We start from the raw sequence: 20,896 nt of genomic DNA, 5'->3' as shown, positions 1-20,896 counted from the left end.
CGTCACCCCGTGCTCGCGGCACGCGACGCGCGGCGGCGCGTACTCCAGCAGGAGCCTGGCGCACCCGAGGTCGAGGTGACGCCAGCGTCGCGTGCCCAGCCAGTCGTACGGACGGCCGTGCCTGCCGCACTTCGCGCACCGGTCCATGTCGTTCGCGTACGGGCGCACCGGCACCGTTACCACGGTGCCGCCATGTGGATCCTCCCCGATGCGGGGCTTGCGGACCACGATGTTGGAGGGCAGGCTGAGCATGCGCTTGAGCGCGCCGGCTGATATGGTGGGCACAGGCGTTCCCCTGTTCTTCGGTTCCATTTCTTGGCGGAAACAAACCATACAGGAGAACGCCCCTCTCACACCCACACACGAAAAAGCCCCGGCGAAGACGCCGAGGCTCAACACCCCACCACACAAACTGGCGAAGGCTCAAATAATTGAGGGCTTCAGCTTTTTCTCCCCAGTCGTCTTCGCTGACAGCCCTCTCATTAGAGAGGGCCGATACCACTCAAACAATTGAGAAACAAACCATTAGCATCCAAGGAACGACGACGTCCCCGCTTGGCAGCGCTCACGCGCGTGCCCTGTCCCATTCGGGCTTCCACGAGTACTGCATGTCGTAGGCGCTGGCCCAGAACATGTACTCGTTTTCGACACCGACGACGAAGATCTCTGTGAGTTCAGCCTTGCGCTCCTCGCTCAGCCCCTCCACGAGCGTCTCGATGTGCTTGAGCAGCCACGCCGCCGAGCTCCAGAACTCGTCGGTCTTGTACGTGTCGACCCAGCTCTTGTATGGGTTCGACTCCAGCGAATCGCCGAATTCGCGGGCGAGGCGCTGCCCGTAATCGGCGTACACCCAAGCGCAGGGCAGCACGGCCACGAGAACGTCAACCAGCGGATTGCCGTAGGCGATGGACAGGATGTTCGACGTGTAGGCGCGTGCGAACGCCGACTGACGCACCGAGTTCATCTCCGCCTCGGTCACGCCGAAGCTCGCCATGTACTTGCGGTGCATGGCGGATTCCACATTGAAGATGGCGTTCTGCACATCGACCATGAAGCGCATGATCTCGGGGTCGTGCGTCTTGGTGAGCGCGAGGGCGTGGACCTTGGCATAGTCGTCGAGGTAGCGGTAGTCCTGCAGCAGGTAGAAAGCGAACTTCTCACGGTCGAGCGTGCCGGCGCCAAGTTCGCGCAGGAACGGCTGGCGGTATCCCTCCTCCCAGACGTGGTCGGCGGCCTTGCGCAGACGCTGAGCGAACGGCGGCAGATGGTCGAGCGTGATGGGTCCGAATGCGGCGGCGTCGAACGACGATGACGTGACGGTGTCGGCGGTCATATGCGATTGCTCCCTTCGATGGTGTTGGCCAACAGGTTCCAAGGGTCAGGCCCGCGCCTTTCTCAACCTCGAGCCGGCCGAGCGGATATCCAAACGTCCAGATCATCCAGACGGGATTCGCGCGGCCGGCTCAGGTTCCCCTGCAACGTCGCTCATTATAACGGCAGACCGGGCGCAGCGCCATGGCGGCAAAACCGCAGTAGATGCGATCGACGATTCGGCCGGCGTATAACGCCTCCCCGCGGAACCGCCTACTCTGGAATCAGAGGTTGATGAGGGTTGTTGAGGGGTCCGCAGGAGCAAGCAACAACAGACGCGACCGCAGGACAGTCTCAGCCGTCGAGAAGGAGCATACGATGCGATATTTCACCACCGACACGCATTTCGGGCATCCGCTGGTCACCGTACTACGCGGATTCACCACGTTCGATCCGAGTCGTTCGACCTACGAGGAGATTCTGCACACTTACGGGCGCAAGGCCGCCGAGGACTGGGCCAAGAAAACCGCGCTCGATTCGGGGCTCACCTTCCGTAAGGCGGCCGACACCGACGCCCACGACCGGGCGGTCATCGATGCCATCAACGCACAGGTCCGGCCCGATGACGAACTCTGGATTCTCGGCGACATCGGATTCCGCACGTCGCTCAATCATTTCAAGGATTGTCTGCGAGCGCTTAACTGCAGGCATCTGCATGGCGTGATCGGCAATCACGACGATTGGTGGCTCGAAGACAAGCCTGCGTGCAACCTGTTCGAAACCCTGGAGCCCAACGACGTCGTCGATATCGGCGGGCTTGGCACGGTCAACCTGTCGCATTTCCCCTATCGTGAGGATCTGGCATACAGCTGGCCCGACGATGTGTCGAAATTCAGCGCGAAGGCACTGCCATTCGACGGCCGGATGCTGCTGTACGGGCACACCCACCAGCTCTCCCCCGACGGTGCCCGCCGCGAGGCGTTGAACGTCGGGCTTGACGCTTGGGCGCTGCAGCCGGTGAGCGAGTCGCAGGTCATCGCATGGTTCCGCGAACACACCACGGCGAGAGACATGGGCAGGGCCAACGCCGCGGGGACTCCGTCGCTCGACATGCCTACGTTCTGAGCGCATCAGGACTGATCGCAATCGTCGCAATAGCCTAATCAGCTTCCGGCGCAGCACGGTTACGACGAGTACAGTTGTCAACGGCGGGGCATCCGCCTCGGCACACTGGCCAAGCACTGGCCCAGATATGCATGCAAACAGCACAAGACAGCAAAGGAGCGATGATGACGCTGATGGAACCGCCGGCAATCCCCACGCGCAAGGCACATGACGGGCTGGAATTGCCCGCCATCGGATTCGGCACATACAAAGTGACCGGCTTCGCGGGCGCGGAGGCCATCAAGTCGGCACTGGAGGTGGGCTACCGGCTCATCGATTCCGCGTTCAACTACGAGAACGAGGGCGTGGTCGGCAAGGCGATCCGCGAGTCCGAAGTGCCACGCGAGGAGATCATCGTGGCCTCGAAGCTGCCCGGCCGCCATCACCAGTATGACCAGGCGCGCGTGACCATCGAGGAGTCGGTTGCCCGCATGGGACTCGACTACATCGACCTGTACCTCATCCACTGGCCCAACCCCTCGCAGGGTCAGTTCGTGGAGGCGTGGCAGGCGCTGGTCGATGCGCAGCAGCAGGGCATCGTCAAGCATATCGGCGTGAGCAACTTCCTGCCCGGCCACATCGACCTGCTCATCCGTGCCACCGGTGTGACGCCGGCCGTCAACCAAGTGGAGCTGCATCCGTTCTTCCAGCAGAACGAGCAGCGCGCTTACGACGAGGCCCATGGCATCATCACCGAGGCGTGGAGCCCACTGGGCCGTGCCAACCAGATGCTCAAGGACCCGACCATCGTGCGCATCGCCGAGAAGCACGGCGTCTCCCCCGTGGCCGCCATCCTGCGCTGGCATCTGCAGCTGGGCGACGTGGCGATTCCGAAGTCCATGCACCGCGAGCGCCAGCGTGCCAACCTCGACCTGACCGGTTTCACGCTTGACGAGCAGGACATGCAGGACATCGCCGCCATGGACAACCCGGAGGGCTACACCTTCGGCCAGAACCCCCACTGGCACGAGGAGGACTGAGGCAGCGGTTCGGTGTGGTCGGCATGGTGTAGTCGGTCGGCCTGCAATGATGCCGGATGCCAAGCCCCCGTCACTGACAGGCCGGTGTCCGGCGGATATCGGGTCCCAACGTCATAACTTAGATACTTCCGTCGTTTCTTTAGGATGGGTCACGAGGATAGGTCACGGAGGAAAAACACGTATGCAAAGGCTGAAATACGTGTTCAACGCCCGGAGGCACGTACCTAAGAAACGACGGAAGTACCTAAGAGACAAGCCACGCCCAGGCCGGAGCCGTCAAGCCCCCTGCCGGCTGATGCCGCCCTTGTGTCCTGTGGCCTTGAATGGCTTGGTGCGAACGGAAACGGCGCCTGACAACGACGTCTTGCCTCTCGTGCGCCGCTCGGCATGTTGAGTGGGTTGAGTGGATTGATTGGGCTGCCGGCCGCGTACGCCGGGCTTGGCGTTGATGCCTTTGGCCTGCAGCGCCTTCACCCAACGTTCATCCATATCGTTCTTGTCGTCCTCCATCGCTCACCCCACCAGCCACTTGAATCGGGCGACCGAATACAGTGGAACGAACGGAATCAGAATCGGCGTATGGCTGGCATAGGCACGGTATTCGGGATTGTCGTCATAATTCTTGGTCTGGCGGATTTCGAGCCGACGAGCCCCACCGAACATAATCCAGACAATGCATGCCCAGCCGGCGACGGCCGCCAGCCACTGCCAGATACCGTGCATCGCGGTCCAGCCGGATACGAATACGCCGGTCCATGTCAGGACTTCGCCCAGATAGTTCGGGCAACGCACGAGACGGAATACGCCCACGTCGCAGAATCGTTTCGGATGCTGCTGCTTGAATCGGTTTTTGGTGGCGTCGGCCACGGATTCCAAGACGATGCCAACGGCCATGATCACCGCACCAACGACGGCCACCACATCCGTCGTCGCATTATTGGACAAGCGGAACAGCACCGGAGAGGTCTCGCAGGCATATAGCAGCGCACAGGCAGCCCAGACCAGGATCTTCACGAGGAACGGCGTGCTCGAACCGTCCTTGATTTCGTTCTTCATGGTGGCCTGATATGAGGCGCTGCGGTGCTCACGTATCAGCAGGTATCCGCCCAACCGACATCCGTAGATGACGAGGAGCACAGCCATAATCGCCGTCACCGGCGTGAGCTGTGCCGCGAACATCGCCAGTAACGCCACGCCTATGCCTGCGATTGAAAACCCGTATCCAAGCGAAATGAACCAGACGAATTTCCTGAACCCGATGGCGCTGATTACCAGCGCCACGATGAACATCACCAGAAAGCCCATATCTCTCCTATCACATATCACACTGTTGTGGTCAATCCCGCCAATCAGTCCCCGTCGGCCAGTCGGTCAATCAGCGGTGTGGACACGGATGCCGTCGGCACTGCGGTAACCGTAGCTCATGGTCTCGCTTTTGTACGCCACGAGGCCACGGCCGGCCACCGGCAAGACGATCATGCCGTCATCACCATGATGGTCCGCGACCTCATAGCGTCGCTTACGGCGGTATCTTACCGAATCAGGGTAGTTGCGGGTCGGCGAACCGCCGATCTTTCAGTACCGGCAATACCTCACGTACTCGTTTAAGTCGATTCCGGTCCAAAACAGCGTTGATCAGGCCAGATCGTGTATCGTCAGCCTCAGCCATGGTCTCGCCCATGGGATCGATGATGCGGCTGCATCCGATATTACGTTTGCTCACTTCGCTGCAAGCCAGTACGTAACAGGTGTTTTCCACGGCCCGGGCCGCCGTCAGCAACCTCCAGTGCCGTTCTTTGGAATCGCCTCGCACCCATGCGGCGCTGACCGCGATCGCATCCGCACCACGCACCGCCAATGATCGCGCGGTCTCCGGGAACCGCACATCGTAGCAGGTCATCACACCGATGCGCCACCCATCGAAGCCGACGATGGGAGGAAGTTCCGTCCCGGGCCGAACCACATCGGATTCGTGTGCGGCAAACGCATCATACAAGTGGAGTTTCCGGTAGTCCGCGATGATGTCGCCTTCGCGAACCACCAGAAAGGCGTTGGAAACGCGATTGTCCGGCTGACTATCCCGATGATCGTCGGGGCGATCCTCATCTCCTCGCATATTTCGCGCATCCGGCACGACGTGGACCGTCCCCATCAACGTGATGTGGCGCTTGGCGCTGATCCGCCGCAACCCCGTGACGAACGGACCGTCGATGGGCTGCGCATGGGCGGCGGCGAACGAATCGTCATCACCGTCACGCGCGATAAGGCCCTCCGGCAGCACCAGCAGTTTCGCACCATCCTGCGCCGCATCCCGCGCGAACGCATCAATCAATTCCAGATTGCGTTCCGGCTCCTGTGCAACCGTAAACTGTGCGACTGCCACCGGCATGTACTCGCCGTTCACCAATGCCTCCTCATAGCCAGTCACGAGATGTCCCGCTACAACGTCATACCGTTCGCCATAAAGTTTATGTAACTGTCAGATGTCATTCGACATTGTTTGCATTACCCTCCTCGTGCACGTCCCGCCCATCATTCATCGTTATTCGAACGAATAAGCAGCGCATCGGATTCTGCGGTCAAAGACCCGTCCTCAGATAACAGCGGCGTATCCAATACAGCTTTGATAGAAGCCGCTGTGGCGGCTGCTGAGGCAACGATATGTCTGCTATCAACCGTGAATTGCGAGTAATCCTCTCCTTCGGTGTCGATGACACGCTCCAGTTCGTAGATAAGAGGCAAAAACCTGGCATCAAGCCTGGCTAGCAGTGCGTAGAACATTGCACTGCGCCTGCGAATGGCGATGCACTGGTCGATTCCCGCCATCATTTCCTCGCAGTACTGGCTGGTCTTTGCGGATTGCGTTTTCGCCTCCTCCAGATTCTTGCCGCCTTTGGCACCGACGATGGCGCCCATGACCAGCAACGCGGGACCTGCCACCAGACCGCCAAGCACGGCAACCCCACCAGCCATGCCCATGCCTCCTGCAGCCAACGATCCGCCTCCGAAGAACGCCAAGGTTGCATTGGAGGCAGCGGCTCCGCTTAATGCACTGATGGCGGTACCGGTTGAAGCCGTGGCAAAAGTGGAAGCGGCACTATATGCACCGAACGCGGTAAGAGCTCCGCTGATGGCTCCTGTTGCGCCGCCTTCCAGCAACGACGATGCGACGTTCCCCATTACCTTGAGCTCATCAAACGACGCTTCGTCAATACGAAGACGCTCCAGTTCATCCAAACCTTCCGAGGCTGTGAAATCCACGTTCTTCAACCGCCCAAATCCCTCCAGGAAACGACGCATGTTCCCATCCAGGATGATGATCTTCTCTTTACCCAGCGCGCTGAGCGATTCCGAGCATTGCCCACGCAACTGTTCGAGACGATTCGCCGCCCAAAGAATCCGATCATTGGAATTGGCGTTCAATCGGTCGGCCTTGAACTGGTCGAATCCGCCTTTAGCTCCCATACCCACACCGGCTACACCACCTGCTGCGGCAAGCCCTAAAAACAATGGTGCCATGAAAATCGGCATAATATAACCTTCCTCTACTCCGTCTAATGCTTGCCGCCGAACAGTCCGCCAACGAATCCTTTGACCGCGTTGGCCGCATTATCAGCCTGTTTCTTCGCCTCTTGAGCCGCGTTTCCGGCTTGCTTGCGTACTTCGTCACCCACCGGGTTCAATGCGTCGCCCATGGTTTTTACCGCGGAATTCACGGCGTCACCGGCCTTCGCGACACCAGGAACCTTGACCACGGCTTGTTTGACGGAGTCGGCAGCCCCCTGAACGCCTTGTTGAACCTGTCCCAATACGGGGGTCACGGCTTTATCGACGTTTTCCGCTGCAATGTCGAACATATCCTTACGAACGGTCATCGCCGCGGGAGGCTCGGGCACCATCTCATCGGCGACCAACTGCGTGGCTGCCAATTGGATTGCCGCCTCACGTTCCTGAAGGATCTCCACCACAGGCTGCACCTCGGCGTATGGCCTATCTGAGGATGTAATCCACGCGAGTTCATCCCTCACCGAATGCGCGGATCGCATGAGATGTTCCATTTCCGGGTATAGTGAACGTTCCTTGACCACCGTCCGCGCGATATGCCTGATGAGTTTGCACTCGGCGGGATCATAATTCCCATCCGCATATGCTGCAGCCAACATGTCCCATAACAGCAAACGGGGAACAACACCATCATCCTGGGCATCGGTCCGATGGGACACCGCTTCATCGACGCCCTCGACAATCACATCGTAGCAATCCTCATCAGGATACGAGTGCAGTCTGCTTTCGCATGAATCGATCAACTTCTGCCGATAGTCATGGAAATGCTCCGCGTCGAGCTCTTCACCGATATGGTCGAACAGCTCGAGTTCCTCGTCATCGATGGAACCGTCCACCGCCATCAAGTAATAGAACGCTTGCAGCGCATGTTCTTTTTGAATGCACGTCATCGTGTACATGTTCCTTTCTCACAAAACGAAGTTCTCATCGGAGCTCATCACGTCATCGAACTCCTGTTGTGTACGGAATTGCGGCTTATATCCCAACGCTTCCTGAATCATGGCGTTACCAGCCAAATAGCCATTGACATCATTGGCAGCGATGGCCTGGTCCATGGCCTCGAATCCGGCGTTGAAGGCTTCGGTGTTGTCCGCCAGATACGTGTCCACGGTGTTGTTCAGTTCAATGCGATACTGACGAATCAATTCAATGGTCTCGGCGCATTCGCGTTCCACAAGAATGCGTTCCTCCTTGGCCATCTCGTATTCATTCAATGCCGTGGATAGTTCCTCATACACTGCGATGGCGGCGGTATAACCGATGGTGCTACCCACCATACCCGCAGCGACAGCAGCCAAACCGGTGACTCCAACAGCGGAAGCGGAAGACATGACAGCAGCCGTGCCCATCAGAGCGCCAAGCTGGCCAAGCCCCTGCTGCCCCATCTGTTCAACACACTGTGCGCCGGTGATTTCTCCCCGGCAATATCGCGCAATCGCCTTGGAGACATCCACAGTGGTGGAAACCAACGCGGCAGCCACATTCGTACGGGACAGACCACGCACGTATTCGCTTGACGCATTCTGCATGGCGCCCTTGATGGCGGTGCCCGAAAACGCGGTGACGTAACTGAACGCCGCGGCCATGCCTGCATCCATACCAACGTTTTTGGCCGCTTCCGCCGGCTCGATAGTGCCATTAATACAGCCGACAAGATTACGGACCAATGAAACACCTCCGCCGATCAGAGCACCGGTCTTGGCCTGTTGAACTCCGGCCTTATGAGCCAGCTTGGCCACATCCTTGGCCACAACAAGTTTTGGATGCACAACGGCATTTTCCGCTTCGTGCTTGGTCAGTCCGCTTTTTCGAAGACTCTTCTTGATGGTCCGCAGTTTATCAATCTCCTGCTGGACTTTTTCAGAAGATTCCTTCGAGAGCTGCCCCTCATCAAGCTTCTGTTGCATGCTTCGTATCTGCGCATCGATGCCATCAGGACCATTCCCCATCAGCACGTCATAATAATCATCTGGAATATCCATGCCGACACCGGCATCGCGATACTTTGCGTAATCCTTGCTTTTCAGCGCCGCAAGAAGATCTTTAGGGCTGCTCCCCACGAATTTCATTTGCGCTTGGGAGCCAGACAGGATGTTACCGTTGACGTCGACCTCGACAATGTCGACGATCTGATCGTTAGCCGTGCCCTTCACTGCATCATAGCGTTTGAAACGTCCTGATTCCCCGGCAACAATACGCTTTGCATTCCTACGAGCAGACGATTCAACTTCCGCACTGAACCCGGCCAGCTGCTTCACACCTTGTTTGTCGGCCAACGCCGCATTAACCTTCAGGCTGTTATGCGGAACCTCCTTCAGGTTGACGTCAGCTTCATGATCCACCCCGGAATACGCCGCCAAATGCTCTTTGGCTGCAGCCCCAAATCGTTGAATGGTTTCCGCCGCGGCTCCTTGCAAAGCGGCTTGCACAGCGTGTCGCCCCTTATCATCCTGCTGGCGTTCCCGCTCATGCCGCTCGTCATGCTCACGATTCATGCGCTTATCGTCGTCGGCCATCATGCGCTCCTGTCCGGCCAGCTTCGCCAATCACTAGGCGACGCCGGCGCAATCCATAATCGTTCTGACTGCAATACTATGGCACGATGCGAAACACGGTAAAATTTTACCGACACGGACGAAAACAAGCCGTTTTCACACCAAATCTAGCGTCTTGAAGGCGTTGGCGATGCCGTCGTCGTGGATGTCGGTGGTCTGGATGGTGCAGAATTTCTCGATGCCGTGGATGGCGTTGCCCATGGCCACGGACGTGCCGGCGGCCTTGAGCATGGCGGTGTCATTGTCGGAGTCGCCGATCGCGATCGTGTCTGCGATGTCATATCCCAGCGCCGCGGCCACGTCACGTACGGCGGTGCCCTTGTCGTAGCCAGCGATGAGCAGTTCGCCGTTGTTCGGCGAGATCTTGTCGTACGAGCCATGCACGAGCTCGAACCACGGGGCGAGGTCCCGCTTGGTCTCCTCGAACGTCACATCCGGGTCCGGGCCGGTGAAGTACGAGCCTTTGCTCGCGCGAATCGTATGCCCGAGCGTGGAGCCGGCCGGCACATCCACTTCGTCGATGAGATGCCAGAACCGTGCGAACTCGCCGCGGTTGAACGCCTTGCCCTTCGACTCCAGATGACGGCGGTAGCCTTCGGAGATGTACATGCCGTCGGCGCCCTGCCACTGGTAGTTCTCGATGTGATGCACACGGAAATACTCCATCGCGGCGTCCATCGCCTCGGGCGGCACGAGATGCTGGAACAGCAGCCGATCCCCCACATTCGCCTGCGCGCCGGCCACGGAGACCACGCCGTCGAAGCCGAGGTCAAGAATGCTGCGTTCGATCTTCGGCATGGACCGCCCGGTGCAGATGAACAGCTTGTGCCCGTTGCGCTGTGCTTCGGCGCACGCCTCACGCGCCGAGTCGGGCACCACATGGTTTTCATCCGCCAGAGTGCCGTCGATGTCAAGAAAAACCAGTTTGCTTGCGGTCATTGTCATTCCCCTCACACCGCGTAGGCGGACCAGCGGCCGTGGCTGTGCTCGACCTCTATCGGCATGCCGAACAGGTCCGAAAGGCGCTCGTCGGTCAGGCCGTCCTCGAGCGCGCCGGAATAGACGATGGTGCCGGCGGAGGGATTGCCCATCGCGTCGATGCCGTCGGCGGTGGCGTCCTCTGCGGAGACCGGTTTGCGTCCCATGATGGCGATGTGGTCGAATCCGGCCGGAATCTCCTCGAGCCGATGGGTCACGAGCACCACCGCGCGGTCGGGACTCTCCTCGCCGATGCGGCTCAGGGTGCGCATCACCTGCTCGCGGCCACCCAGATCGAGTCCGGTGGTCGGTTCGTCCATGATGAGCAGTTCCGGGTCACCCATCAGCGCGCGGGCGATGAGCACGCGTGTGCGTTCGCCCTCGGACAGCCTCCACATCTGCTTGCCTTCGAGGTAGCCGACCCGGAAGTCGTGCAGCAGTTGGCGGGCGCGCGCGTACTCCTCGTCCGTGTACGTGTCCCGCCAACGACCGGTCACGGCGGACAGCCCGGTGACCACGGCGTCCAGCGGGTCCTCGAACTCCGGGAACTGGCGGCCGAGGTCGGCGGAGGCGAGACCGATGCGCGTGCGCAACTTGAACACATCATATTTGCCGAGCTGATGGCCGAGGATGAACACGCGGCCTTCGGACGGGAACGTGCGGGTGGCGAGCATGCCCACGGCCGTGGATTTGCCGATGCCGTTCGGTCCGAACAGCACCCACCGCTCCCCCGCACGGATGGTGAGGTTCACGTCGGTGATGATGACACGGCGGTTGCGACGGAATTCGACGTTCTCCAGTTTGAGGACTTCGGCTGAGCTCACGGTGATGCCTTTGCAGTGTGATGGTTATTTTCGATAGTGGACAATCATAATTCGTATGCCATGGTTACGCATGGCATAGTTTGCATGCAAAAGGGAGAGACCATGTGACGATTGGTCTTTTGGTCTCTCCCTTCATCACGCTTCGCGCGACACCTCCCTCCTCAGAGGGGAGGCAGGCTGGTCGTCACGGATGTCTACATCCGACGGCCGGCTCATCCCCTCATCAGAGGGAGGCGAGTACGGGCGTTGCTAAGCCTCCCTTATCAAAGGAAGGCGCGGGGCGCGGCAAACTACTTGCGCTCGTCGAGCACGGACTGGTAGACCTTGACGGTCTCATCGCCGATGGACTCCCAGCTGAACACGTCGCGGGCGCGCTCGTAGCCGGCCTTGCCCATCTTCTCGCGCAACTCCGGGTCGGCCATGATCTTGTTGATCGCGTCGGCCATGTCGTGCACGAACTTGTCCGGGTCGGTGGGGGTGCCGGTGCCGTCGTGCAGCTGGTCGATCGGCACCAGGAAGCCGGTCTCGCCGTCCACGACGACCTCGGGGATGCCGCCGGTGGCGGAGGCGACCACGGGCAGGCCGCAGGCCATGGCCTCAAGGTTCACGATGCCAAGCGGCTCGTAGATGGACGGGCAGATGAAGGCGTCGCAGCCGTGCTCCAGGGCGCTCAGCTCCTTCTTGGGCAGCATCTCCTCGATCCAGATGATGTTGCCGCGCTCCTTGTCGAGCTCGGCGAAGGAGGTCTTGACCTCCTCCATGATCTCCGGGGTGTCGGGCGCGCCGGCGCACAGCACCACCTGCACGTCCTTGTTGACGAAATGCAGCGCCTTGAGCAGGTACGGCAGGCCCTTCTGACGGGTGATGCGGCCCACGAACAGGAGCGTCGGCTTGCTGCGGTCGATGTGGTAGCGGTCGAACACGCCCCACGCCGGATCGTCCTCGGCGGGGGTGGCGAACTCGGACATGGTGATGCCGTTGTACACCACGACCACCTTGTCCGGGTCGAGGTTCGGGTAGGCGGTGAGAATGTCCTTGCGCATGCCGCCGGAGACGGCGATCACGCGGTCGGCGTGCTCGTAGGCGTCCTTCTCGGCCCAGGAGCTCAGGTTGTAGCCGCCGCCGAGCTGCTCACGCTTCCACGGGCGGAACGGTTCGAGCGAGTGCGCGGTGATGACCAGCGGCGTGCCGTGCAGCATCTTGGCCAAATAGCCGGCCAGGCAGGCATACCATGTGTGGGCGTGGATGATGTCGGCGTCCACGTCGTTGGCAATCTGCAGGTCTACGCCGAAGGTCTTGAGCGCGGGGTTCGCGTCGGACAGCTCGGCGGGAGTGCCGTATCCGACCACCTTGAGGCTGCCCTTGGCTTCGGCCGCGTTGGGGATCGCGGGCACGTCGGCCTCGGTGCGCGGGCCGTCGAACGCACGCACGGTCACATCGATGCGCTCGGCCAGCACCTTGGACAGCTCTTCGGCGTGGACGCCGGCGCCGCCATAGACGTGCGGCGGGTACTCGCGGGTCAACAGATCAACTTTCATCAGATGGCTCTCCTTCGTGCATCAGGGAATCAAGCAATTCCCACTTTAAGCCACTATGCCTTGCAAAATGCGCAGATGTTCAGGCATGTCGAGACGCATCGAAGCGTGTCAGGGAGCGTGTCAGGGAGCACGTCAGGGAGCAATGGCCCCCGGTAATCATCGGGCAGCAGCCCCGGATTCTTCCAAACTCCTTGAGACTCTTTCGCCCAGGCTCTGGACTGCCCCTCCGCACCCGGTCTAGACTGGGGTACCATGTGCACCAACGCTCGACGATGAGGGCTCGACGATGAGGGGGAAAGATGACCGAGCAGCACCCAGAACACCACTCCGGACCGCAGCCATGGCAGCCGTCGCAATCGCACTATCCGCAGCAGCCGCAACACTCCGGTCAACCCGGCCAGCCACATTCGTCCGAACAGTACGGCCAGCGCGACCAATCCGGCCAACAAACCCCGGGGGCACAGTACGGCCCGTACAATCCGTATCCCCGCTCCGGACCCTACGGCCAGCCGAACGGACAGGCATACGCGCACCCGCCCGCTCAGCCAAACCAGCCAAACCACCCAACCCAATACCCGCAATACCCTGCCCCGACCTATCCCGGCGCGCCCCGGCAATCCGCAAACGCGTACTCCCAACCCCAGCAACCCCAGCAACCCCACCCGAATCCGCAGAATCCCCGGACCCAGCCGTTCCCCGGCGCCCGGCAAACGAATCCCTACACCCCTCGCCCGGCAAACCCCGCGACCCCCATCGGCGCATCGGCTCCGGCACCGGCCTCATCACCGTATTACTACGCGCGTCCGGCCAGGAAGCGCGGACTCGGCGGCGGAGGCATCGCCGCAATCATCATCACGGTGATTCTGATTCCGGTGCTGCTCTTCGCCGCGGTGATGGCGGGCTTCGTCGCGGTGGCGAACAAGGCCGTCGACGACGCGGCCCGGCAATCCCAGCAATCCCAAAGCCAGACCCCACAGGACACGAAACCCACGGTCAAATACATCTCCATGAAGGAACGCCCCTCGTATCAGGAGACCTTGGATTACGTCAACGGCAAATACACCCAATACAGCGACGAGGCGCTCGACGATCTTCAGGCGTTCATGGACAAATACCGCATCCCCATCACGGATGATGGCGGCAAGTACGTGACCGATTTCATCGCGGTACTGGGCAAATACACCTCGGAGATCAAGCTGATGGGCGACACCATCGGCATCAACGCCGAGGAGATGGACGACCTCATCACCTCGTACCGGACCGATACCGATACGGTGGAGGGACACTTCCTCAAAGGCGAGCCGCTCGCCGTCACGGTGACCCTGACCGGCCGCGACGGCGAGACCTACACGGTGGATGGGCAGAATTCCGTCGAACTCAAACCCCTGTGGGCCGACTTGGAGGCCAAGATCGCCGCAGCAAGCAACTCCATGGGTTCCACCTACGCCGAAAGCGCCCAGAAAATCGTGGAGCTTGCGGGCATGCAGGTGAACTGGGACTTCAACGCCGGCAATCAATACTGCACGAAGTCCTCCTCCACGAACCCGGATATGAAGGCGCTCGAGGACAAGGAGACCTTCGCGTATTACTGCCCGGTGACGCCCAATGTGATCTATGCGAATCCGAACGCCAGTGGCTGGGACACCGATTACGCGCCCGCCGCCGCCATACGGCACGAGCTCGCGCACCACGCGATACACATGTATTGCGGCACCAGCCATCCGCCGATTGCGGTGCAGGACGGCATCGACCGGACCGAAGGCGTCACCAACAGCTACGCGATCAAGTACCTCGGAGCGGATCGCGCGTGGACCGAGGAAAGCGCCCGTCAGGCCGCGGAGGCCCAGCATGCGCAATATCTCATGAACGAGTACACCGACAAGGCCGCCGAGGCGATTCACCGCGGCGAGTGTGAGGCCGTGATGTAGCTGCGGGCGTATGTGCGTGTGTGCGTGTGTGCGTGTGTGCGTGTGTGCGTGGAATATGGTCGCGTACACGCGCATCGCGCATTTACAAACGCGCACATACCCGTCCGCACATACCGTCCGTACAAGCCGCAAAGCCAAAGAAAAACGGTCTTCCGGGGGCGCAAACCCCGAAAGACCGCAATACGATTACGCCCGAAGACGACGAACAGCAAGGACTCAGACGGCGGTGCCGTTCTGATCGAGGTTCGGGTTGTGCTTGGAATCGCCGGCGGTGAAGAACAGGCTCACCACACCCACGATGAACACGCCGGAGACGGTGGCGATGAGCCACATCGGGTGGCTCGGCAGCCACATGACCACGAAGAACGCGATGATGGCCAGCGAGATCAGCGTCCAGCTGCCCACGCGGAACCACTGGCGCACGGAATGGGGCGCCTTGAACATCTTCGGGTTCGTGTAGTCCGGATTGGTGTTGAGCACGGTCTCGGGCTCCGACTCGACAACAGCGCTGGGCTTCCACGGGCCGAGCGATTCGCCGTCCTGCAGCCTGCGGGAACGCTCCTGCAGCTGGTATTCGTCAATCATGCCGCCACGACCGCGACCGCGGGTGGAATCATACTGCGACGGCACTCCCCTACGGTTGGCCTTGGCCTGGGCACGACGTTCTGCGCGATTTGGCATCTTACTACTCCTGTTTCAGCGATGACACTGTTGGCTATATTACTCGCTTGACGACTCGATGGCTCGCCTGACGACTCACTTGTCCGCAACCGTCGATGCAGCTGTCGAGGCAACCGTCGATGCAGTTGTCGCAGCCACGCCCGCATCGAACCCCGAGAACCGATAGCCCTGCGTATGGAAGTCACAGGTGACCGCGGAACCGTCGGCGAACACCGACCGCTGCACCAGCGGGTCGCCGTCGACGAATTCGTGGCGCACGAGCTCGAGCATGCCGACGCGCTCGTGGAATCCGGCGACCACATGGCAGCGTTCAATCTCGTTCTCCGTGCGGGCGCGCTGTTCCGCGTCCATGTCGCCGTCCACGCCGATGTACGCGGCGTCACGGATCAGGTAGGGGGCGCCGCCGTTGAGCAGGGCGTAGAGCATGTAGTCATCGCCGTCCACGACGCGGTCCATCATCCACGGCTCGATAACGCAGTCGTGGTAGACGAGGTTGTACAGCGGCACCGGCACGCCGTGGCGCGGCGCGCTGGGCGAGCGCATCTGGAAGTCGTACGGCGCGTAATGGCAGAACACGAGGCTCGGCACGGCCCAGTCCGACACCTCCTCGGACGAGGACAGGATGCCGTGCGAGAGCAGGTATTCGAAGCATTCGGCGCGACGCTCATAGCATTCGCGACGCGTCATGCGATGCTCGGGGTTCGAGCATTCGTCGCCCTCGTTGCAGGTGAACACGTCCAGATACGCGCAGTCAAGCCGGATGCCGTGCGCGGCGATCTCGGCGAAGTTGCGGCGCACGTAGTCCGGGGCGAGCTCGGCGCACAGGTAGGTCTGGTGGCCGCCGGCCCAGCGCGCGTGCTCGGGCATCGTGCCGTCTGCCAGACGAATCGCGTTGTTCGGGTCGAACGTCTTCGCGGTGAAGTAGTAGTCGCGGTACTGGTCGTGGGTGCCGAAGATGTCGCCCTGCTCGTGGCAGGTGTCCACGAGCGCCTTCATGCCATCCCAGCCGCCGGCCTCCTCGCACGCGGGCAGGTAGTCGGGGTGCTCGTTGTCGTATCCCGGCTGGGCCCAGCCGTCCAGATGCATGTACAGCCGGCCGGCGCCCATGTCGTGCAACGTGCGCATCTGCTTGATGCGCTGGGCGAAGGTGACGAGCGAGCCGTTGTTCTCGGGATGGTCCTTGTCGTAGTAGTACGAGTCGGGCTGTACCTTGGTCTTGATGCCGACGTGCACCCACGAGCGGCCGATGAGGTCGCGCACGGAGGGGTTGCGCGCCGCCTTCTCGGCGAGCGTGCGCAGTCGGCCCCGCTCGTTGACGTACGCGCGGTACTCCTTGCACACGGCCGTGTGGTCGGCGTGGTCGAGGAGACGGAAGCGCACGACGCGGCGGTAGTCCATCGTCCCGAGACTGGGCTCGAACCATGTGCCGACGTGCGTGTACGGGCCGCCGGCGGGATGGTCGATGCCGTATCCGGCGTTCCACGGGGTCTCGCAGATGGCGATGTAGCCGTGGCCGTCCTCGCGCAGCTGGGCGAACCAGGGCATGTAGCCGCCGGCCGTCTCGAATCGGCCGTCGAAGGTGATGTCCTTGGTGGCGACGGGCGTGGGCCAGGTGTTGGGGATCATCACGCCCTGTTCGTGGGTGATGAGCGTGACGTCCTTGTCGCTCGCACGGTCGAAGGTCAGGGCCGCCGGCCAGACGACCTTGGTGACGTCCAGTCCGCTTTCGTTGAGCGGTATCCATTCGAAGAGCACGTCGCCGGACGCGCGTTCGATCCACACGTAGGTCTCGAATGCGTACGCTCCGTGGTCGAAGCCGGTGAAGACGCTGCGTACGCCGACGCCGGTGCCGGTCTCGCGCGCCTCGTGGCTGATGGCCGCGGCCTGGTCGAACGCGAACGTGCCCTGCGCGCTTTCCAGCCGTGGTCCGTCCTCGGTGACGGTGGTCCATTCGGCGCCGTCGCGCTGGACCGTGAACTGCAGTGTCCGCTCGTCGAAGCGTACGGTGGTGCCGGACGCGGTGAATTCCATGATGTGCTGTGCTCCTGTTTTCCTGTGATTGTTGCGGTTGGTTTGCGCTTGATTTGCGTTTGGCTTGGGAATCAATCGATTGTTATGTTCCGGTGATGTCCCAGTGATGTCCCGATGATGCTCCGGTTATCCCGTGACGACTGTACCCGATAATCCGGGCGGGCGGGCCGTCCGACGATTCCGGAACCTGCGCACAAGACGCCCGTCTGCCGAATCAGGGCAGGCGGGCGTCGTGGGACATCGATATGGCGTCAGCTAGGCATTACAGCGACGCCGGCGGGCGGTCGGAAGACGTTCACGGCCGCCCGCCAATCGGTCACTTCTTGGTCAGTTCGGTGAACACCGGGCCGCCGCCGTAGTCGAACTCGACGCCGGAGACGTTCGGGGTGCTGACCGCGGTGGCGTTCTGGTTCCACAGCGGGATGGCTGGCAGATCCTGCATGAGGACCTCCTCGCCCTGCTGGTAGTACTTGTCCGCCTCCTCGGTGGACGGCGCGGAAAGGGCCTTGTCCATCAGAGCGTCGAACTCGTCGCTCTTGTAGTTGCCGCTGTTCGCGCCCTTGCCGCCGGTGGAGCTGGAGTCGTACAGCTGGATGAGGTAGTTGTCGGCGGACGGGTAGTCCGGGCCCCAACCGCTGCGGTAGGCGGTGGTCATCTTGCCGGAGTCGACGTTGGACAGGAACTCGTCGGAGGTGGACATCGGCGCACCCTCGGCGTTGATGCCGAGCGAGTTCTTGATGTAGTTGCAGACCGCTTCCACCCAGCCCTTGGCGTTGCCGTCGGCGTTGTAGGCGATCTTGAAGTCGCCGCTCCACGGGGAGATGGCGTCGGCCTTGGCCCACAGCTCCTTGGCCTTGTCGGGGTTGTACTTGAGCACTTCGTTGCCCTTGAGGTTCTCGGAGTACGCGCTGATCGGCGCGGCGAGGAAGTCGACGGACGGCGTGGAGGTGCCGTTGAAGATCTTCTCGGCGATGGTCTTGCGGTCGATGGCCATGGAGATGGCCTGGCGGCGCAGGTTGCCCTCCTCGTTCTGGCCGAAGTGGTCAAGCCATTCGGGGATGGTGAAGGTGAGCGTGTTGCCGCCGGGCTGGTTGTAGGCCTTGATGGTCTTGTCCGACTGGAAGGACTTGAGCGCGGTGGAGGGGATCGCGTGCGTGAAGTCGAGGTTGCCGCCGCGCAGGTCGGCGTAGGCGGAATCCGGCGAGGTGTAGATCTTGAAGGTCAGTCCGTCGTTCTTGGCCACGCGGTTGCCCTTATAGTCCGGGTTCTTCACCATCTCGATGCTGCGGTTGTGCGTCCACGAGACGAACTTGTACGGACCGTTGCCCACCGGGTTCTCGCCGAACTTCTTCGGGTCCTTGAACGCGGACTCGGGCAGCGGCATGTAGGCGTGGCTGCCGGACTTGACCGGGAACGCCGAATCGGGCTGGCTCAGGCGCACGTCGATGGTGCTGTCGTCCACGGCCTTGAGGCCGGAGAGCGTGGCCTTGGGGTCCACGTCCGGCTTCTGGAGGTCGTCGTATCCCTCGATGGTGCTGAAGAAGCTGGCGCTGCCCTGCTTGTTGGCGCTGTTGGCGGTGTAGTTCCAAGCGTCCACGAACGAGTGGGCGGTCACCGGCGTGCCGTCGGTGAACTTCCAGCCGCTCTTGATCTTGATGACGTAGTGCGTGGCGTTGTCGCTGGAGGTGATGCTTTCGGCCACCTCGTTGTGGATGCCGCCCTTGGCATCATAGGTGACCAGACCCGCGAACAGCTGGTCTACGACCTTGCCGCCGCCCGCCTCGGTGACCGCGCCCGGGAACAGCGGGTGCGCCGGCTCGCTGCCGTACACGGAAATGATGTTGTTGTCCGCAGAGCTGCCGGAGTTCGACGTGTTGCCGGTCGATCCGCAGCCGCTGAGCAGCATGACGATTGCCGCACCGGCCGCTACCAGTGCCGTGACATGACGTTTGTTCATGAACCTCTCCATCTGATGTTTGCCGCCCGTTGGCGACAGGGAAACACTGTAGGAGGGTTTTGTTAACTTTATATGCACAATTCCCGAAATATAAACACCGGATATACACACCGGTCATCTGGATGGTGAGGCGGCCTGTTCGATAGACAGCAATGCGGGAATTCCGGCGTGATTGACCTTGATTAGCCTTGATTGACCTTGATTTGAGATGTCATTACTCCATCTTCAACGTCACCAAATATATGCCGGCTCCTTATTGGTCACAATCGCATTGATCATCTCTTCTGCGGAAGCGGTCTTCAGCCCTCCGTAATCGGCATCCTGCACCTTGTAGTAGGGGTCGATGAAATAGTATTGCGCAATGGACCCGTCCGGCACCGCATCATATCCGACAATGACAACCGCATGGCTGGCATGGCCGATTTCCGGATACAGTACGTGAATGTCGAGTGTGACGATGGGCGGATACCCGGCAGACAGACCTTCCCTCACCCGAGAGGCGAACGTGCTGGCTATCGCCGGATCCGTATCACCTCGGTCAATGGCCTGCACATGGTATCCGTCGCCACTCGGATTGGAATCTTCGGCACCGAATAGATAGGCGTTGACCACACGAGCCAAATCCACATCCACCGTGCCAACATCCGATCTGGCATTCATCCGTTCAGCCAACGTGGCCTGACTCACATCGATCCCGCGATAGGCCAATATCATCTGCAACGCCGCCGGCATACACCAGTAGCTTCTCTCCTGCACACGCTGCGGTATCTCAAGCATCACACGGTTGGTTTGCGTCTCGGTTTGCTTCGTCTTATCCGTGCATTCCCGCATCGATCGGGCTTTCTCGCCGGCCGCATTGCAGAACCATCCGTCGCCGGGATAGGAATCGTCGACGCCCTCGTTCAGCCCGGCCAGCACGGCGGGGTCGACCAGTCCGTCCTTGCCGGTGTCCGCATTCGTGTCTGGTGAGGCTGAGGGGCCATCATCAGGTGTGATTGCGCCGGACACGCTGGAGTTGCCCCCGGAGGAGACGGCCTGATTCGCGGCATGATCCCCATGGTTCAGGCCGTATTGCCGGACCAACGCATAGCCGCCGAACACCGCAAGAGCCACCGCCATCACCGTGATGCACACAATCAGCCAACGCCGTCGTTCCCGCCCCATCGCGCACCGCCTTCCGATGATTCCATCATATCGGAGCAGCGCCGTCGCCGTGCCGGCCGGCAATGTCCCGGTTCCGGCGCATCCGACAGACGTGCGGTACGATACGCGAAATCAAGTGTTTTTCGCATATCGTACCGAGCCATCACCAAGATATGCTGTGGCTCGTATGTCAAGAATGGCTTATTTCCGCGGTTTTCATCATCGTCACGTTGGTACGATGT

General features: G+C 61.0%; 17 protein-coding genes and 1 pseudogene. 3 read left to right on the top strand and 15 right to left on the bottom strand.

Annotation, left to right across the window (positions count from 1 at the left end; translation table 11 throughout):
* Both BMYO_RS11040 and tenA read right to left on the bottom strand, forming a co-directional pair.
* A partial coding sequence (locus BMYO_RS11040) for a transposase family protein (RefSeq protein ID WP_143249183.1) occupies nt 1–285 on the bottom strand: 285 nt, incomplete at its 3' end.
* 280 nt (nt 286–565) lie between these two features.
* A complete protein-coding gene (tenA, locus tag BMYO_RS11035; RefSeq protein WP_094668503.1) occupies nt 566–1,333 on the bottom strand; it encodes a thiaminase II in 768 nt (255 codons plus the stop codon).
* Between the two features lie 356 nt (nt 1,334–1,689).
* Between tenA and BMYO_RS11030 the strand changes: the two genes are divergently transcribed.
* Entirely contained in the window at nt 1,690–2,436 is a 747-nt protein-coding gene (locus BMYO_RS11030; RefSeq protein ID WP_094668502.1) for a metallophosphoesterase family protein, read from the top strand.
* A 170-nt stretch (nt 2,437–2,606) separates the two neighbouring features.
* The gene (locus BMYO_RS11025; RefSeq protein WP_094668511.1) at nt 2,607–3,455 is read left to right on the top strand and encodes an aldo/keto reductase; all 849 of its coding nucleotides are present in this window, start codon (nt 2,607–2,609) and stop codon (nt 3,453–3,455) included.
* A gap of 276 nt (nt 3,456–3,731) precedes the next feature.
* Here the strand turns inward: BMYO_RS11025 and BMYO_RS11020 are convergent, their stop codons facing one another.
* The 9 genes from BMYO_RS11020 to glgA all read right to left on the bottom strand — a co-directional run bounded on the left by BMYO_RS11020 (nt 3,732) and on the right by glgA (nt 12,914).
* Nucleotides 3,732–3,965: a hypothetical protein gene (locus tag BMYO_RS11020; protein ID WP_094668501.1), complete on the bottom strand. Its 234-nt coding sequence runs from the start codon at nt 3,963–3,965 to the stop codon at nt 3,732–3,734.
* A 3-nt stretch (nt 3,966–3,968) separates the two neighbouring features.
* Nucleotides 3,969–4,760 (bottom strand): DUF1295 domain-containing protein, encoded by a 792-nt coding sequence (locus BMYO_RS11015; RefSeq protein WP_094668500.1) that lies wholly within the window; start codon nt 4,758–4,760, stop codon nt 3,969–3,971.
* Between the two features lie 235 nt (nt 4,761–4,995).
* A complete protein-coding gene (locus BMYO_RS11005; protein ID WP_169834143.1) occupies nt 4,996–5,859 on the bottom strand; it encodes a nitrilase-related carbon-nitrogen hydrolase in 864 nt (287 codons plus the stop codon).
* A gap of 128 nt (nt 5,860–5,987) precedes the next feature.
* A complete protein-coding gene (locus BMYO_RS11000; RefSeq protein WP_094668499.1) occupies nt 5,988–6,986 on the bottom strand; it encodes a hypothetical protein in 999 nt (332 codons plus the stop codon).
* Between the two features lie 23 nt (nt 6,987–7,009).
* The gene (locus tag BMYO_RS10995) at nt 7,010–7,918 is read right to left on the bottom strand and encodes a TerB family tellurite resistance protein (RefSeq protein WP_233428268.1); all 909 of its coding nucleotides are present in this window, start codon (nt 7,916–7,918) and stop codon (nt 7,010–7,012) included.
* Between the two features lie 9 nt (nt 7,919–7,927).
* Nucleotides 7,928–9,535 carry a hypothetical protein gene (locus BMYO_RS10990; RefSeq protein ID WP_094668508.1) on the bottom strand — a complete coding sequence of 536 codons (1,608 nt, stop codon included), beginning with the start codon at nt 9,533–9,535 and terminating at the stop codon, nt 7,928–7,930.
* A gap of 135 nt (nt 9,536–9,670) precedes the next feature.
* Nucleotides 9,671–10,513, bottom strand: coding sequence for an HAD family hydrolase (locus BMYO_RS10985; RefSeq protein WP_420807312.1), 843 nt, complete (start codon nt 10,511–10,513; stop codon nt 9,671–9,673).
* Nucleotides 10,514–10,524: 11 nt separating this feature from the next.
* Complete coding sequence (locus tag BMYO_RS10980) at nt 10,525–11,376, bottom strand: ABC transporter ATP-binding protein (protein ID WP_094668497.1); 852 nt, start codon at nt 11,374–11,376, stop codon at nt 10,525–10,527.
* Between the two features lie 290 nt (nt 11,377–11,666).
* The gene (gene glgA / locus BMYO_RS10975; RefSeq protein WP_094668496.1) at nt 11,667–12,914 is read right to left on the bottom strand and encodes a glycogen synthase; all 1,248 of its coding nucleotides are present in this window, start codon (nt 12,912–12,914) and stop codon (nt 11,667–11,669) included.
* A gap of 299 nt (nt 12,915–13,213) precedes the next feature.
* On the opposite strand from glgA, the gene BMYO_RS10970 reads away from it, so the two are divergent.
* Complete coding sequence (locus BMYO_RS10970) at nt 13,214–14,842, top strand: proline-rich domain-containing protein (RefSeq protein ID WP_143249182.1); 1,629 nt, start codon at nt 13,214–13,216, stop codon at nt 14,840–14,842.
* A 216-nt stretch (nt 14,843–15,058) separates the two neighbouring features.
* Here the strand turns inward: BMYO_RS10970 and BMYO_RS10965 are convergent, their stop codons facing one another.
* From BMYO_RS10965 to BMYO_RS10950, 4 genes and pseudogenes are all read right to left on the bottom strand, one after another.
* A complete protein-coding gene (locus BMYO_RS10965; RefSeq protein ID WP_094668494.1) occupies nt 15,059–15,523 on the bottom strand; it encodes a hypothetical protein in 465 nt (154 codons plus the stop codon).
* A gap of 153 nt (nt 15,524–15,676) precedes the next feature.
* Nucleotides 15,677–17,554 (bottom strand): annotated as a pseudogene (locus BMYO_RS10960) (DUF5696 domain-containing protein); the annotation flags it as partial.
* Between the two features lie 316 nt (nt 17,555–17,870).
* On the bottom strand, nt 17,871–19,511 hold the full coding sequence (locus tag BMYO_RS10955) for a peptide ABC transporter substrate-binding protein (protein ID WP_094668492.1): 1,641 nt from the start codon (nt 19,509–19,511) through the stop codon (nt 17,871–17,873).
* Nucleotides 19,512–19,742: 231 nt separating this feature from the next.
* Entirely contained in the window at nt 19,743–20,612 is an 870-nt protein-coding gene (locus BMYO_RS10950; protein WP_158216992.1) for a C39 family peptidase, read from the bottom strand.
* Nucleotides 20,613–20,896: the final 284 nt, after the last annotated feature.

The sequence above is a fragment of the Bifidobacterium myosotis genome, from assembly GCF_002259745.1.
GTDB lineage: Bacteria > Actinomycetota > Actinomycetes > Actinomycetales > Bifidobacteriaceae > Bifidobacterium > Bifidobacterium myosotis.
The sequence above is the reverse complement of the archived record's forward strand: the minus strand, read 5'-3'. Positions and strand labels throughout refer to the sequence as shown.

What these genes read in the sequence shown, in the direction of transcription:
- tenA (WP_094668503.1), bottom strand. Translation starts at nt 1,333, where the DNA reads ATGACCGCCGACACCGTCACGTCATCGTCGTTCGACGCCGCCGCATTC.
- BMYO_RS11030 (WP_094668502.1), top strand. Translation starts at nt 1,690, where the DNA reads ATGCGATATTTCACCACCGACACGCATTTCGGGCATCCGCTGGTCACC.
- BMYO_RS11020 (WP_094668501.1), bottom strand. Translation starts at nt 3,965, where the DNA reads ATGGAGGACGACAAGAACGATATGGATGAACGTTGGGTGAAGGCGCTG.
- BMYO_RS11015 (WP_094668500.1), bottom strand. Translation starts at nt 4,760, where the DNA reads ATGGGCTTTCTGGTGATGTTCATCGTGGCGCTGGTAATCAGCGCCATC.
- BMYO_RS11000 (WP_094668499.1), bottom strand. Translation starts at nt 6,986, where the DNA reads ATGCCGATTTTCATGGCACCATTGTTTTTAGGGCTTGCCGCAGCAGGT.
- BMYO_RS10995 (WP_233428268.1), bottom strand. Translation starts at nt 7,918, where the DNA reads ATGTACACGATGACGTGCATTCAAAAAGAACATGCGCTGCAAGCGTTC.
- BMYO_RS10990 (WP_094668508.1), bottom strand. Translation starts at nt 9,535, where the DNA reads ATGGCCGACGACGATAAGCGCATGAATCGTGAGCATGACGAGCGGCAT.
- BMYO_RS10985 (WP_420807312.1), bottom strand. Translation starts at nt 10,513, where the DNA reads ATGACCGCAAGCAAACTGGTTTTTCTTGACATCGACGGCACTCTGGCG.
- glgA (WP_094668496.1), bottom strand. Translation starts at nt 12,914, where the DNA reads ATGAAAGTTGATCTGTTGACCCGCGAGTACCCGCCGCACGTCTATGGC.
- BMYO_RS10970 (WP_143249182.1), top strand. Translation starts at nt 13,214, where the DNA reads ATGACCGAGCAGCACCCAGAACACCACTCCGGACCGCAGCCATGGCAG.
- BMYO_RS10965 (WP_094668494.1), bottom strand. Translation starts at nt 15,523, where the DNA reads ATGCCAAATCGCGCAGAACGTCGTGCCCAGGCCAAGGCCAACCGTAGG.
- BMYO_RS10955 (WP_094668492.1), bottom strand. Translation starts at nt 19,511, where the DNA reads ATGAACAAACGTCATGTCACGGCACTGGTAGCGGCCGGTGCGGCAATC.